This is a genomic window from Ensifer sp. ENS09 (assembly GCF_014852425.1).
Taxonomy (GTDB): Bacteria; Pseudomonadota; Alphaproteobacteria; order Rhizobiales; family Rhizobiaceae; genus Ensifer.
In genome coordinates, this window is sequence record NZ_JACVBP010000003.1 from 458,201 (window position 1) to 473,112 (window position 14,912).

General features: G+C 59.1%; 14 protein-coding genes. 8 read left to right on the plus strand and 6 right to left on the minus strand.

Going from position 1 to position 14,912, the window contains the following annotated elements; all coding sequences use genetic code 11:
* The first annotated feature begins 4 nt into the window (after positions 1-4).
* The 4 genes from IB267_RS17150 (at position 5) to IB267_RS17165 (ending at position 5,649) form a co-directional block, all read left to right on the plus strand.
* Positions 5-973 carry a D-glycerate dehydrogenase gene (locus tag IB267_RS17150; protein WP_192448684.1) on the plus strand — a complete coding sequence of 323 codons (969 nt, stop codon included), beginning with the start codon at positions 5-7 and terminating at the stop codon, positions 971-973.
* A 219-nt stretch (positions 974-1,192) separates the two neighbouring features.
* Positions 1,193-2,215, plus strand: coding sequence for an aldo/keto reductase (locus tag IB267_RS17155; RefSeq protein ID WP_192448685.1), 1,023 nt, complete (start codon positions 1,193-1,195; stop codon positions 2,213-2,215).
* A 976-nt stretch (positions 2,216-3,191) separates the two neighbouring features.
* A complete protein-coding gene (locus tag IB267_RS17160; protein WP_192448686.1) occupies positions 3,192-4,073 on the plus strand; it encodes a hypothetical protein in 882 nt (293 codons plus the stop codon).
* Between the two features lie 349 nt (positions 4,074-4,422).
* The gene (locus IB267_RS17165) at positions 4,423-5,649 is read left to right on the plus strand and encodes an NADH:flavin oxidoreductase/NADH oxidase family protein (protein WP_192448687.1); all 1,227 of its coding nucleotides are present in this window, start codon (positions 4,423-4,425) and stop codon (positions 5,647-5,649) included.
* Positions 5,650-5,801: 152 nt separating this feature from the next.
* Here the strand turns inward: IB267_RS17165 and IB267_RS17170 are convergent, their stop codons facing one another.
* The 5 genes from IB267_RS17170 to IB267_RS17190 form a co-directional block, all read right to left on the minus strand.
* Positions 5,802-6,761 carry a GlxA family transcriptional regulator gene (locus IB267_RS17170; RefSeq protein ID WP_192448688.1) on the minus strand — a complete coding sequence of 320 codons (960 nt, stop codon included), beginning with the start codon at positions 6,759-6,761 and terminating at the stop codon, positions 5,802-5,804.
* Positions 6,761-7,756, minus strand: coding sequence for an SLAC1 anion channel family protein (locus IB267_RS17175; protein ID WP_192448689.1), 996 nt, complete (start codon positions 7,754-7,756; stop codon positions 6,761-6,763). Before IB267_RS17175 ends, IB267_RS17170 begins: the two co-directional genes overlap by 1 nt.
* A 175-nt stretch (positions 7,757-7,931) precedes the next feature.
* A complete protein-coding gene (locus tag IB267_RS17180; RefSeq protein ID WP_192448690.1) occupies positions 7,932-8,387 on the minus strand; it encodes a carboxymuconolactone decarboxylase family protein in 456 nt (151 codons plus the stop codon).
* Between the two features lie 23 nt (positions 8,388-8,410).
* Complete coding sequence (locus IB267_RS17185; protein ID WP_192448691.1) at positions 8,411-8,839, minus strand: cupin domain-containing protein; 429 nt, start codon at positions 8,837-8,839, stop codon at positions 8,411-8,413.
* Positions 8,840-9,328: 489 nt separating this feature from the next.
* Positions 9,329-9,868 carry a YkgB family protein gene (locus IB267_RS17190; RefSeq protein ID WP_192448692.1) on the minus strand — a complete coding sequence of 180 codons (540 nt, stop codon included), beginning with the start codon at positions 9,866-9,868 and terminating at the stop codon, positions 9,329-9,331.
* A gap of 265 nt (positions 9,869-10,133) precedes the next feature.
* On the opposite strand from IB267_RS17190, the gene IB267_RS17195 reads away from it, so the two are divergent.
* Together IB267_RS17195 and IB267_RS17200 are read left to right on the plus strand one after the other, a co-directional pair.
* Positions 10,134-10,769 carry a TetR/AcrR family transcriptional regulator gene (locus tag IB267_RS17195; protein WP_192448693.1) on the plus strand — a complete coding sequence of 212 codons (636 nt, stop codon included), beginning with the start codon at positions 10,134-10,136 and terminating at the stop codon, positions 10,767-10,769.
* Positions 10,770-10,798: 29 nt separating this feature from the next.
* On the plus strand, positions 10,799-11,701 hold the full coding sequence (locus IB267_RS17200) for a LysR family transcriptional regulator (protein ID WP_192448694.1): 903 nt from the start codon (positions 10,799-10,801) through the stop codon (positions 11,699-11,701).
* Between the two features lie 2 nt (positions 11,702-11,703).
* On the opposite strand, the gene IB267_RS17205 is transcribed toward IB267_RS17200, so the two are convergent.
* The gene (locus IB267_RS17205) at positions 11,704-12,657 is read right to left on the minus strand and encodes an alpha/beta fold hydrolase (protein WP_192448695.1); all 954 of its coding nucleotides are present in this window, start codon (positions 12,655-12,657) and stop codon (positions 11,704-11,706) included.
* Positions 12,658-12,990: 333 nt separating this feature from the next.
* On the opposite strand from IB267_RS17205, the gene IB267_RS17210 reads away from it, so the two are divergent.
* Entirely contained in the window at positions 12,991-13,431 is a 441-nt protein-coding gene (locus IB267_RS17210) for a VOC family protein (RefSeq protein WP_192448696.1), read from the plus strand.
* Positions 13,432-13,526: 95 nt separating this feature from the next.
* Entirely contained in the window at positions 13,527-14,849 is a 1,323-nt protein-coding gene (locus IB267_RS17215; protein WP_192448697.1) for an epoxide hydrolase family protein, read from the plus strand.
* The last annotated feature ends 63 nt before the right edge of the window (positions 14,850-14,912 follow it).

Here is a 14,912-nt window from a genome sequence, read left to right on the forward strand (position 1 = left end):
CAACATGCAACCGTCTGCATTCATCTACTCTTGGCTGCCCGAAACGGTGCGCGACAGCATTCCGGCCGACATTATTGTCGATCATCATGATTCCTCAGAGGCTGCAATGTCCCCAAGCGATTTCGGCCGCCGCCTCTCGGGTAAACAGGGTGCTGTGGTCAATGGCATGGGGGTATCACGGCAGATGATGGAAGCGGCTGGTCCCAGCCTCAAGGTCATCGCCAACGTCGGCGTCGGCTACGACAATATCGATGTCGGCGCTGCCTCCAAGCTTGGCATCGTGGTCACCAATACGCCGGATATTCTGACTGAGGCCACAGCCGACATGGGATTTGCACTGCTCTTGGCATCCGCGCGGCGGATTGCCGAAGCTGATCGATACATTCGCGATGGCCTTTACACGAAAAATCAATTCAAGCTTCTCTGGGGCGCGGAGATCAGTGGACGGACGATTGGCATCATCGGTATGGGCCGCATCGGCCAAGCTGTGGCTCAGCGGGCGAGGGGCTTCAACATGAGGGTTGTCTACAACAACCGAAAGCCAGTCGATCCCGCCATTGAACACAGCCTGCAGGCGACATGGCTTCCATTGGACGATGTGTTCCGCACTGCTGATTTTTTGGTACTGTGCGTGCCGTTAAGTTCGGAGACCCGCCACACTGGAAACGCTCGAACTTTGGCACTGATGAAGCCGAAAGCGCATCTGATCAACATAGCACGCGGGCCTGTCGTAGATGAGCTGGCGCTGATCGACGCCTTGCGCAACCGCACCATTGCTGGAGCCGGCCTCGACGTCTTCGAACAGGAACCCAAACTAGCCCAAGGCCTGGCCGACATACCCAACGTGGTTCTGACGCCGCACATAGGGAGCGGCACTGTGGAAGCTCGGACGGGAATGGTCGAGCTCGCAGTTCGCAATGTTGTAGATGTATTGAAAGGCGGAAGTGCCACTACGCCAGTCAACGGCCGGTGAAGATGTGAGTTGCCCAATAACGTTGGGCAGTGTGACGTCCCCCCATCATTCGAAGTGATCTTACTACCAGATTGCGCATCGCCCCTGTCTATGACGGTGACCTCCGTAGCCGAGGGTTGGGACACTTTTCAAGCCATTGCGAAACCGCGCGACATATCGCGAGAGCGCGATAAGCCATCAACAGATCTTAATCTTAGAACATAGGACGAGGACAATAGCATGGACCCGAGAGCAAGACGTAAACTGGGAAAAAGCGGCGTAGATGTCACGATCATCGGGTTCGGTGGCGGCCCTTTGGGGGAACTGAATGCCAAAATAGATCACGACGTTGCCGTAGGCACCGTTGAGGCGGCTTATGACGGGGGGATGACACTTTTCGACACCTCGCCATTCTATGGACACGGTAAATCGGAACACGTTGTCGGGTCGGTTCTCAACCGAAAGCCCCGCGGCAGCTTTGTACTGTCCACGAAGGTTGGCCGATATCTCGTTCCTCCGATTGAAAAACCTCTGGATCGGACACCCTATGTGGGGGGCCTGGATTTTAACCACGTCTTTGACTACACGCGCGAAGGCACCCTTCGCTCCATCGATCAGAGCATGGCACGCCTAGGCATTTCGAGCATCGATTGCCTCACCATTCATGACGTTGACGTATGGACGCACGGCACGCGAGAGATCTACGAAGAGAAGTTCAAGGAGACCATGGATGGTGCGTATCGTGTTCTCGATGATTTGCGGTCGCAAGGCGTTGTGAGAGCAATCGGGGTTGGCATTAACGAAGTCGATATCTGCATGGAATTCGCAGCGGCCGGCGATTTTGACTTCTTCCTGTTGGCCGGCCGCTACACGCTCCTCGAGCAGGGGGCACTGAGCGATTTCCTCCCTCTGTGCGAAGAGCGAGAGATAGGTATTATGTTAGGCGGCCCCTATAATTCCGGTATTCTCGCGACAGGCGCTGTCGAGGGCGCACGCTACAACTATGCGCCGGCCCCGGCTGACATAAGGGAAAAGGTTCAGCGCATAGAGGCAGTCTGCGCGCGCCATGATGTGCCGCTGGCCGCCGCAGCACTTCAGTTTCCGTTGGGGCATCCATCCGTGGCTTCCATGATTCCAGGAGCGGTTTCGCGGGACCAGGTAGAGCGGAACATGAAATTGATGGCCCATAAAATTCCGCAGGACCTGTGGGCGGAACTCAAGCAGGAACGGCTCATACTCTGCGAGTCGCCGACGCCCGACTAACTACGATTCTAAGCGGGGGCAAGGTTTCGGCTAATGCGAATGGAAAGCGCCATGTGCGCCTTTCCGAGCCGTCGAATTTGCACGAACTTCATACACGAGGACCGCGCGTGCATTTGCGCGCGATCATCGTGTTTCGAGGTCGTTCAAGACGGCTTCATAAATGCTGGATTGCTTGTCTCTGCCGACGCCGTTGGCCTTTCTGTCGCCGCCAAAGGCGGTCGCTCGCCGATATTAAACACCCAGCTTGGGTCGCAACTTGCGGTTAGTACGGCCGCAAACGTTCCAAGCACCCTCAAGTCTAAATGCCACATCAAGTTCCATAAATAAGCGTTACGCCGCACCAATGAATTCACGGGTCTGCGGTTCGTATCTCTTTGCACAAGAACTGCGGACAACTCAGCCAGCGGCACTCTCGGCCGCCCCTCGTTGCGCCGCGGTTACAATCACGATTGTCAGAAATGCAGAGGCACTCACCTTGCCGATAGTGGCTGTAATCCACAGCGAGAGCGAGTGCGCGACACAAAGACCGCCCATGGAGATCGCCATCGCGACGCGGGCGATGGCGGACCGTTAGTTGCTTAGCGGAGGTGAAACAGCCAAGCTGTCGCCCATCCTTCTCGGCCGAACGGTTGTGCCGCCGACAATACTCGTTAGACCGGACCCAAGACGGAAGCCGATCGCGAACAGCGCGGCTCCAGACGACCATCGTCTGGTTGATGCCGACATTGACGGCACTTTTGCCGGCGAGGACTGGTTGCGACGGTACAGGCGCCTGGTGGCGCCGCCAATATCTGATGTTCCTTGCTTGGACCGGTGCGAAATCTCTCAACGCAATTTTCAGGGCATTTCCTGGGCAGGGGAGTGATGTTGAACCGCCCAGTTTCGTCGATCTCATCGACCGTCTGAAGCCATCCACGTGAGCCTGACACATCTTGCTGATGGCGGGATTTTTCAACCTAAGGATCGATGAAATTCCATGCAGCGTGAGAGCAACGAGATTTACCTTGAAGAGACGTCGGGACTGGAAGGCCGGATGGTCCGTATCCGGAGCATGGCAGATGAAATCTGCCATATGCCGGACGGGACCTACGCCCCCCAAGGTTGCATTCTTGCTGATGTAGAGTGGTTTTCGCTCGCTTTCGTGTCGAAGAGCACTTCAAATGCTCATGCATTTGAAACTCTCGTCCGTGAGCGCAACACGATTGCGGCCGCTGCATTGATCCGCATGCAAATCGAAGCCGCAATGAGGCTCTTCGGCCTCACACTCGTGGACGATGTCGAAGAATCCGGGGCCAGGTTAATGAACGGAGAAAAGTACTCAACGTTGAAGCTGAAAGGTACGAAACAGCCTCTGCGGGACAAGATACTCCGCGAGAAACTAGCGGAGATGTATCTGTGGGTAACGGCCGCCGACGAAGATTCGTCAGCTTATGTTCATCTCGACAGCGTCAACATACGATTGAAGCTCAATCCTTTGGGCGGCCGGGTGTTTTTCAATCTATTTGGGGTCGAAAAGGCCCGACCGGACGAGGACTACTTCGACCTGGCGGATACTTTTTTCATTGCACTACGAATGACACGTGATCTGTTGAAGGACTTTCTCGCCACGCGTCCTAATCCTGATTATCGCCTAAAGCAGAAGTTGAAATTGGATGCGGAACGCATTGGTTCGCGGGAGACCGCCGAGAATGACGAGCTGCAATGGTCGTATTTCTCAATAGCTGCTTGCAAAAAGGGCCTGACTGGCTCACGGCGACATGCGCATCGCAAGGGAATAATGGCGCACCACAAGATCGGAAGATCACGCAATGTTCCCGTTTTGTGCGTTTGGGATCGCATAATATATCAAAGGGAATAGGCGTCGCCCGTGCCTACTGCCTGCACCGTCACAGCCGAAAGTTTCGCGTTTCGACACACCGGCACCTAGTCGGGTACAATCGCTTGAGTGCTGCGCTTGCGTGTTTTCGAAAATCTTCCGTTCGTTGCGGCGTGGAGGCGGAACGGCATCGCTCGAACCGGACAAATGCTTCGGTTGGGCGCGGGTTATTGCTTGGTTCTTGCGCGATAGCCGAGCGTCCGTATGAGAGGATGCCTCTCAATGTCACTGAGTAGCGCGTACTGAGCTCCGCCTCTAGAGTGCGCTCATTGGATCGTCCATTTTCATCACACGATTTCCGGCGAACCAAGTTACCTTCAGGAGAGCGGAAATGGACGCGAAGTTTCAATTGCAACGTGCACCTTTGTTCGAACCGCTCCAACTGCCTTGTGGCGTCACCTTGAGCAATCGGATTGCAAAGTCAGCAATGTCCGATGCCTTGGGCGATGGAACCGGGCATCCGACACCTCAACAGATCAGGCTTTATCAGCGCTGGGCGGCAGGTGGTTTGGCCGTATCGATAATCGGCGAGGTGCAGCTTACCGCCGGTTACACCGAAAACCCTGGTAATCTGGTGCTCAACGAGGCCTCCGATCTTGGGCGATTCTGCGAACTGGCGCGACATGGCGGTGAAAACGGCACCCAACTCTGGCTGCAACTCGGCCACGCCGGGGCACTCGCCTACGCGCCGACCAGCACCCCGAAAGGCCCGAGTGCTTTCAACCTGCCGGGACTGCGTTGCGCGGAAATAACACGCGAAGAAACACGCCAATTGCCGGTGCAGTTTGCGAGAACAGCCCGGTTAGCGCAGCAGGCCGGTTTTGGCGGTGTGCAAATTCACGCGGCGCACGGGTTCCTGCTTGGTCAGTTTCTTTCGCCACTCTTCAACAAACGGAGCGACGAATACGGAGGCGCAATTGCCAATCGTATGCGGCCGTTGCTGGAGGCTGTCGAGGCAACACGCGCCGCTGTCGGGCCGAATTTTCCAATCGCTGTGAAACTCAACTCCTCAGACGAGCTTGAAGGCGGGTTCGACGAGGAAGATGCCCTCAAGGTAGTGGCGACGCTCCATGGGTCTTCGGTCGACCTGATCGACATCAGCGGTGGGACCTACTTCCCCGGAGCAAAGTCTGCCTCCGACAGAGCAGGACGCGGACCCTATTTTCTCGAGTTTGCAAGGCGTGCCCGCACCGTAACAACCAAGCCGCTTATGCTTACAGGTGGTTTCAAGACGCGCGCGCAGGCCGAGGACGCTGTGGCGAGCGGCGCAGTCGATATTGTCGGTCTTGCACGAGCGCTCGTGCTGGAGCCTTCACTTCCCATGATGTGGAAGGCGGACCGGAAATCCGAGCCGCTCTTCCCAAAATTCTCCGACGCCCCGGAGGGCGGGATCACCGCGTGGTACACGATGCGTCTCGCTGAGATCGGCGCTGACCAAGAAGGGCCGGCTTTTGCTGATCTCGGACAGGCAATCCGCAACTACGAAGCGGGTAACAAATCTCGAACAGAGGCTTGGTTGCGTCATTTCTGTAATGAAACGCGGCAACCCCAAGGCTGATCGGCCCGCCAATGTATGAGCACCGCGACGAGCGCCGGGCGATCCGCGTCATGTGGGCGCACATAGCACTGCGCCCGCTACAATCGATTGATGTATCGAGCGGAGCGTCGTGCGGATAGACGCACAGGCTGGGATCGCTGACACTGGCAATTCTACGTTCCGAAGCTTCGTCGATACGCAGCGGGTGAGGTGCCGAACCGGCGAGAAAAGGACCTTCGGAAGGCCACGTCATCGTTGAAACCGATATCCGTGGCGATCTTCTTGAGGGGTATCCTGGTATCCTCGGCCAATCGTCGGCCAGCCTCGAGCCTCATGCTCTCGACATAGTCGGCGGGCGTCATCCCGACCTCTTGCTTGAACTGCCTTGAGAAATTTCGCTCGCTCATTCCTACGCGATTCGCGACTGCGCCAACCGTAAGGTCGGCTGCGAGATTGTCGGCGATGAAGTCCTGTGCGACGCGGATCGGCGTCTTTTGCGCAACCTGACCGGCAAGCAATGTACTGAACTGCGTCTGTCCGCCCGGCCGTTTCAGAAAGACCACCAACTCTCGGGCAACCTTGAGCGCAATTTCAAGCCCGAGATCCTGTTCCACGATTGCCAAGGCCAGATCGATGCCGGCTGTAACCCCCGCTGATGTCCAGACATTACCGTCCTTGGTAAAGATGCGATTGGGTTCGAGCTTCACGTCCGGAAATCGCTTCGCGAATTCGGCGGCCTGGGACCAGTGCGTCGTCGCTCTCTTTCCATCCAGCAGGCCCGCCTCTCCGAGCACGAAGGCCCCCGAGCATACAGAGCCGAAGCGACTGGTGCGTTCGGACATTCGTTTCACCCATAGCAACAACGCTTCGGGAAGGGGACGTTCCTGGATCAGCGGGTCGCCTGCTACAAGCAGCGTGTCAAAGTCGCACGGTTCGTCGTCAATCAGGTGATCGGGGATGAGGGCTAGCCCCGATGAACCCCTTATGGGGTTGCCAGAGGTGCTGACCACTTCCACTGAATAGTGGTCGCGGCCGCTTTGGCGGTTCGCCTCGGCAAAGACGTCCGACGGCCCGATAACGTCAAGCAATTGAACGCCCTGCATCGCAACGATTGCAATTCTGTGCGTCGACATCACCGTACCTCGAAAAGTTTTCCGGTCAGAATGACGCTGACGGTGCGAATGAAAACGACAGCAACCGCGACGACGAGGAGAACAAACATGAAGACCGCCAGGCCGATGAGCATATCGCTTTGAACGGCCCGAGCGTAACGGAAAAACGCGATCGAAAGGGCGGCTAGAGGGAAGCTGATTGCCCACCAGGCAATGCTGAAGGGAACATGCGTCCGGAAGACCATCGGCGAGAGGACGAGCATCAGGAACAAAGCGAAATAGAACAGGACAGTGGCGAAGAGATCGACGGTGCCTGTGACGTTCGTGTAGGCGAGGAAGCCGACGGCGAACGGAGCGACCAGGACCATCAGGGACGGTCGGGCGAGCACCGGGACCGAATCCTCGTGTCGCAAGCGCGAGAAGATCAAGGCCACGAATATTGCAGCCATGACACTGCCGATAGAGAAAGCCAGCATGTTGACTTCGTGTGCCCAGGAAAACGGCATGGCGTAGCCAGTGACCGCGATGTCCAGGGTGGCGACGCCTGGAATGAGCAGCGGGGGCAGGGTCGTTTCGCGAGATTGCTGCCGGCCGATGAAGGCTCTGGTGACGAGATAGGCCAAGACAAAGGTCATGGCCGAAGCGGCTATCCACACCGTTTGCGAGACGATCGCATCATAGCGGCCAAGAAAGACCGATTGCAGAAGCGGACCTATGGCGACCGTCGCGAAGAAGTTGCTCTGGACCGGATGAGCGAATTCGGCAGCGACAGCGGCGTAGTGGCGAGCCCACTTTATCGCATAGGCGCCAGCGAGGCCCAGGAATATCAAAGTGCCGGACCAGCCGATATACTCGCCCGGCAGTGCCGGCATTCCGATCGTCTTGGCGGCCTCGCGCCAGGCGAGGCTCAGGCCCGTGATGCCCGTCACCGATCCGAAAAGGTTGATCGGGAGCTGGGCGATCGAACGCTTAGTCAGCGTCGAGTTCTGGGAAATGCTTATCGACTGGATGGTCATTGGTTCCTCCTGTGCAAGAAAGTCCTGGCAGGATTAGAACATGGCCGGGTTCTGGCTTAAATAGAACTGATGGGACGATTTCAGACAGTTGGCGGATGTTAGCAGCCAGTGTTGCCGAACCATGGTCGTCCCCGACCACAGGCGCGTGAGGATCGCGCGCCTCTGGGGTAGAAGGTCAGGCCTCAAGCGCAGCCTGAGGCGTGTTGCGGAAACTGATCGCCATGCGATTATAGGCGTTCATCAGGCTGATCGCGATCGTCAGGTCCGTGAGTTCGCGCTCATTGAACTCGGCGCGTGCGGCCTCGTAGGCCTCGTCCGGTACACCCGTCTCGGCGACACGGGTGACGGTTTCGGCCCAGGCGAGGGCCGCCCGTTCGCGCCCGTCAAAGAGGTGACCGGCTTCCCGCCACGCCTGCACCAACGCGATCTTTTCAATCTGCTGGCCCTTCTTCAGAAGATCGCGGGTGTGCATGTCGAGACAGTAGGCGCAATTGTTGATCTGCGAGATCCTGAGATAGACCAGTTCGACCAGCACTGGTGGCAGGCCACTTTGCAGGACGTAACCGTAGACACCGCCAAGGGCCTTGGCGCCAGCCGGTGCGATCTGGTTGTAGTCGAGACGCTTGCTCATTTGTTCTGTTCCTTAAGTCGGGTTTACTTGATGGGCGTGGTCAGCGTTTTTTCGTCGCTATCAAGGACGAAGACAGCAAGCAGCCTTGCGGGCTTGGTCTTGCTCGCGTTGCGGCTGACGAGGTGCCTGGATGCCGGCGGTTCGTACCAGCTTTCGCCGGCACGGTAGGTTTGTGTCGGGCCGTCATTGACCTTCGATTCGATTTCCCCGGAGAGAACGTGGGCGAAGATGAACGACGAGTCCGCGTGGCTGTGCGGGACGGATGCGCCGCCCGGCGGGTAGTCGACGATCACCACTTTCATCGTCTTGCCCGGAATGTTGGGTATCGCCTTTTCGAAATGTGGCGTGACCGTTTCGGTGGGGCCATGGGCGGCGGCCGGGATGCCGGTTGCGATCGTGATGGCCAGGGCGGTGGCGGTGTAGGCTGCGCCTGTGATGAACCGTGCATTCATGACGACATTCTCCTTTCATGACGTTGTGTGGGACAGCGAGCCCGCAGCCTTCCAGAGAGGACGAAGGAGCGGGCTCGCTTGTGGCAGCCAATGCGACTTGGTCAGTGCACTGGGTGCCAAGTGGTCGTTGCTTCGTCGTTGGGCCGCGGGGCCTCTCCCACGATCAGGCGAGCACGATGCGGAGCGGGTCGGCAGCGTCTGCTCGGGCGTCAGTTTTCGGATCGCTTCGTCAGTCTTTCTATAGGTCATTTCCTTGTCTCCAATAGGGGCGGATTGCCCGCACCACATTCGCAGCGCGGGGCCTCGTCCTGGCCACGACGCTGACCGATGCACTTTTGCGCAATACCTCGTTGCACCGGCCCCGCGTCATGGCTTCGTCACAGGTCGAACTGCCGGCGTGAGATGTTCCTTTGTTCAGCCGGCCAGGTTGCCGGAGATGGTGTTCGGATTTCGAAAGCATGAGGGCGGGCCGTCGGGTCACGTTTTTCGTCAATCGGCCCGTGCCGCACGGAGCGCTGCAAACGAATCGACGGCGATCCACAAGGAGAGGGCAAAAAGCCCGATGTCTTTGAGCAGGAACTGCCCGGGCGCGACCGAGATCGCCGGGAAGCCGAGCTCGGGCACAAACACGCCGGGTGTCGTCACCATAAAGCTGAGCGTCGTTGCAAAGAGCCCGGCCGAAAGTAATCCGCCGACGAGCGAATAAATCGGTTTGATGAGCCGGACCACGACGAGGGCCGCGATGCTCAATTCGAGGATGCCGAGAAGATTTGAGAAGCCTTCTACGCTGAAGAGCGAATAGGTCCAACTCAGCAAAGGATTGTTGCTGACCAGTCCGACCAGGCCCTCCGCTTCATAGCGGCTGAACTTCATGCCGCCGAACCAGCCGTAGACCACAGCGAGCGACCCATAGAGGCCAGCCGCAGTGACGGCCTGGCCGTGGCTGTCGATCAGCTCGAGCGCGGAGGCGGCGGAACGAGCGTGGACACGCGGACGCGCCGCGCTTTGGTGTGCGAGATCACGAGGCATAGTCTTCTCCTGGTTGGTGGCGTCGGGCCATTCTCCCGATTGGCCTATAAACGATACAGATCTGTATCGGTGCGTGCTTAAATATACCGACCTGTATCGTTTGGCAATCCGGCACACGGGAATGTGTAGCCGCGTTACCTAGGCGGCCCTCACTCTGAAGGTGATCGCCATGAAGCGCGAAGCCTTGGCAGCCGGGCGCCATGGCTTGCATTTCGCGTCCAACGCGATAAAATGATACAAATCTGTTTTGTTTTGAGGAGTGATTATGCGCCGCTCAGAGATTCGCGGACATCTGCTCGATACCGCTCTGCGCCTGTTCAACCTTCATGGCTACCACGCGACCGGGATCGACCTGCTGATTGCCGAAGCCGGGGTGGCCAAGACGACGCTCTATCGACATTTCGAAACCAAAGAGGATCTTATCCTGGCCGCGCTGGAGCGGCGCGACGAACAATCCCGGGCGGAGATGCGCATCTTTGTCGAGCAGCGTGCGAGCGATCCCTACGAGCGGCTTCTGGCAACCTTCGATTTTCTAGAGGCCTCTGTCCGGGACAAGCAGTTCCGCGGCTGCATTTTCATGAGCGCTGCCGGAGAACACAAGGAGGCCGTCGATCCGGTATTCTGCGCCGCCTCGATGCACAAGCGCCTGGTCCTTGCCTATTTCGAAGAACTCGCACATGCGGCCCGGTTCTGCGAACCAAAGCGGATCGCCGACACGATCAATCTCCTGCATGAGGGGGCGACCGCGATTGCGCAAATGACGCGAACAGGCGAGCCGGTCCGGCAGAGCAAACGCATGGCGGCAAGCCTGCTTGCCGAGGAGGCGCGCGCACCCGGCAAGCAGTCGGCCAGGAGCGAAGGTGCAGGACAACAGGCAGGGCATAGGACCACAATTTCGTAAGCAACGTCGGAGCGCCCCGGGGGGATACGATGGATCGCCTTGAAGCAATGAAAATGTTGCTGGCCGTCGTCGATGCCGGCAGCATCTCTGCAGGGAGCAGGAAGCTGAACGCTCCACTGCCCAGCGTCAGCCGCAAGGTTGCCGAGCTCGAACGGCACCTGGGCGCGAGCCTGATCGTGCGTACCAGCCGCAATCTCCAGCTCACCGATGCAGGCCGGGAATATGTCGATGCCGCCCGCAAGATCATGGCGGACCTCGAGGAGGCGGAACGCCGGGCGTCCGGCGAGTACCAGACGCCGCGCGGCATCCTGACGATCACTATGCCGGTCGAGTTCGGCGCCCGCTATGTAATGCCGATCGCGCTCAGCTACATGGAGACGTATCCGGAGGTGTCGCTGAACCTGCTGTCGCTCGACAGGACGGTGCATCTAGTGGACGAGCAGGTCGACATCGCCATCCGCTTGGGCGACCTCGCCGACAGTTCTCTCTACGCTGTCAAAGCCGGCGAGTTCCGCCTGCTGACCTGCGCCAGCCCGGCCTATTTGCAACGCCGCGGCGTGCCGGAACATCCGTGCGATCTCGTAGACCACGACGGAATTCTCTTCAACAAGCGGACTTTCTTCTGGACCTTCGATGTCGATGGCAACCCGGTGGAGGCGGTTCCGCGCACCCGCCTTGAGGTCAACACCGCCGCCAATTGCGTGGCAGCCGCGGTCGGCGGCGCCGGGATCGCTCGCCTGTTCGATTATCAGGTCCCGGACGAGTTGGCTTCAGGCGCTCTAGTGCCGGTTCTCGAGGCTTTCGACCAGGCGTCTCTTCCGATCCACATTGTCTATTCCGGACAGGGTCAATTGACGCTCAAGGTGCGGTCCTTCGTCGACTGGGCACTGCCTCGCCTTCGCGCTGCCTGCAAGCGAGGCGAGGTTTCGTAAGCCTAGTCCGCGAAGGCCGCCCGTACCTCTTCGATCGTCCGAGCCGGATCCTGCAGGTGCGGGAAGTGGCCGATACCTGAGAGAAGGTCGAACTCCGAATTGGTGCGGTCGGCAAATTCCTTGCCCATCTCCGGCTTGATGTAGATATCGCGGTCGCCCCAGATCACTTTCACCGGGACCTTCAGCCGGTGAAGATTGGCTTCGAGATAGTCCTCGTCGCGGGTGAAATAGGAATAATAGAAAGCGAAGGCGTCGGCGCTGGTTACGCCGTCGCGTGCCCAGGAGCTCTTCATGTCCGCTTGCGCCTCGGGCGGCAGTTCGTACTGGGCCTCCGGTGCAAGACCGCGGCGATGCACGTTTTGCAGGATCTCGTCGCTGGTCTTGTTCATGTAGGCGCGTGTCGGCGTCGCCGTCGGCTCCGCCTTGAGGTTCTGCAGGCTCTCATACATGAACTGCGGCCGGTTGAACGGGGCAAAGTCGCCGACGACGATCTTTCTTGCCACGCCTGGTTCGTCGAGGGCCAACAGCAGTGCAGGAAGGCCACCGATATCCGAGGCGTAGATGACCAGGCTGGATCGGTCGACGCCCGCCTTCTCGATATAGGCCTTGAGAACCTTGGCATAGTCCATCGGTGAATAGGAAAACTGTGGCACCGAGGGACGCGAAGACTGGCCGTAACCGGGCCAGTCGAAAGCATGCACCTCGTAGTCCCTGCCCAGTGTTTCCGCGACCTGCGTCCAGACCGTCAAGGTTTCCGGGAAACCGTGCAGGAAAAGAACCGTGCCCTTCGGGGAGGACGGACCGGCAACCATGCGCCGCAGCGTGATGGTTTCGTCGATCTTGATGAAGTCGATCTTCGGCCCCGCCACGGTGGTGGCGCCGGCCTGTGCTGGTGCCGCCGAAGCCATTGCCACGGAAGCTGTCGCAATGAAGTACTTGAGTGTCGGGGTAACCATGTCAGGTGTCCTTCTGGTCGATCTGATCCTGACGACAAGATCCGACATCGGATGGGTCACCGGCAGATGGCGTTTCTGAGAGGAACCCTCTTGAACGGAGCAAAGGGCCGCCGGGCGGCGTGAGATGCCAATGTTCGTCCTTGCTTTAGCATGAACTGCCCGTGCTCCCGGCCGTCCCATTTATCCCAAGTGAGAGGGTGGCTCTCAATTCCGCTGGGTGCTGGCCGCCCGGCCTCGTTCTTAGATTTCCGGTCATTCGCGGATCGTCGTTTCGACAGCGATCCCAAGCGAAACAGCGAGACGAAAATCCCTCGCCTCAAAAGGAAGATCAGAATGAACGATACGACATCCTCTTCGTTAAAAGCGATCCCGGAAAAAGCCAGAGCACTGCCCGGCCACTCGACCGTCGGCACGAACGATCTCGATGCTGCCGCTGCCTACTACGACAAATTCCTCGCCGTCTTCGGTATCGGCCGCGTGCTGGTTCAGCCGGGAAGGGCCGTCTACTACGGGCACCGTGCGCTCGAGTTCGGCGTGCTGAAGCCGTTCAATGGCGAGACGGCCATTGCCGGCAATGGTACGATGATCGCCTTCGAGGCCCGCACGCGGGCGCAGGTGGATCTCGCCCATGCTACGGCGCTGGAAGCGGGCGGTTCGGACGAGGGCGGGCCCGGTCCGAGAGGAACTGACGGCGGCGACCCTTACTGTGCCTATTTTCGCGATCCGGAAGGAAACAAGTTCCTGATCTACCGCAAAGGCCCCGACGAGGCCTGACGATCGGCGGAGCCTCGCCGCCATCGGCGAGGCTCCGGCATTCCCTCCAAACCTGTTCGACGACGATTGTGCGTGCTCACAAAGGAAACCCTCAAATGGACTTGGAAAATAGGGCTGGGAAGCGCCACGTTACGCGGCGCTCGTTTTTGCTTTCGGGCGCTGCGATCGGTGCAGCGGCGGCGGTGCTGCCCCGGTCCGCTGCCGCTGCCGACACCGTGGGTGTACCAATCAACGGCGATGACATCCGTCCCTACAGGGCTGCCGTTCCCGAAGCCGCCCTCTTGGATCTGAAGCGGCGTCTCGCGGCGACGCGCTGGCCGGACAGTTCAACCGTCAAGGACCGCTCCCAGGGCGTCGACCAGCAGACGCTTCAGGACCTCGTGGCCTATTGGCAGTCCGCCTATGACTGGCGCAGAGCGGAACGAAAGCTCAATGCGTTCCCGCAATTCCTGTCGAATATCGACGGGCTCGACATCCATTTCATCCATGTGCGTTCGCGTCATGACAACGCAATGCCGCTGATCATGACGCATGGCTGGCCCGGCTCGGTCTTTGAGCTGCTGGACGTCATTGCCCCGCTGACCGACCCGACCGCGCATGGCGGCAAGGTCGAAGACGCTTTCCATCTCGTCATACCCTCCATCCCCGGCTTTGGCTTTTCGCAGAAGCCAAGCTCGACGGGGTGGGACGCGCGCCGGATCGCCATGGCCTGGGACAGGCTGATGAAGCGGCTCGGCTACAGCCACTATGTATCGCAAGGCGGTGATTGGGGCGCGATCGTCAGCGACGCGCTCGCCCGTCAGGCACCGGAGGGGCTTCTCGGTATCCACGTCAACCGCATCGAGCGCGGTTCGACATTTCCCGCCGACGCTGCCCAGGCGCTGAAGAGCGGAGGGCCGGCTCCCGACAGCCTTTCGGCCGAAGAGAAGAAGGTCTTAGACGAGGCGCGCGACTTCCTCAACAACGGTTTTGGCTATGCGTCGATCCTCAGCACCCGCCCGGAGACGGTCGGATACGGGCTTGCGGATTCTCCGGTGGGCCTAGCGGCCTGGCTCTACGACAAGATCGCCGATTGGGTGTTCACTCGCGGCCATCCGGAACAGGCTTTGAGCCGAGACGACATCCTGGACAACATCACCTTGTATTGGCTGACCAACACCGGCCCATCGAGCGGACGCATCTACTGGGAAAACCTCAAGGCTGGAGCGAAGCTCACCGCCGCCAAGGTTCCTGTCGCCGTCACGGTGTTTCCGGGGGAGGTCTATCGGCCGCCGAGAAAATGGCTGTCAGAGGCCTATCCGAAGCTCGTCTACTATAACCACGCCTCGAAGGGCGGGCATTTTGCTGCATGGGAGGAGCCGGAACTCTTTGCAGAAGAGATCAGGGCGGGTTTCAAGGTTATGCGTCTTCCGGACTGAGCGCACAAGTTCGAACTTCCTCATCTTTGGCGCACCGGAACGAAGAACTGCATCTGGGCGCAT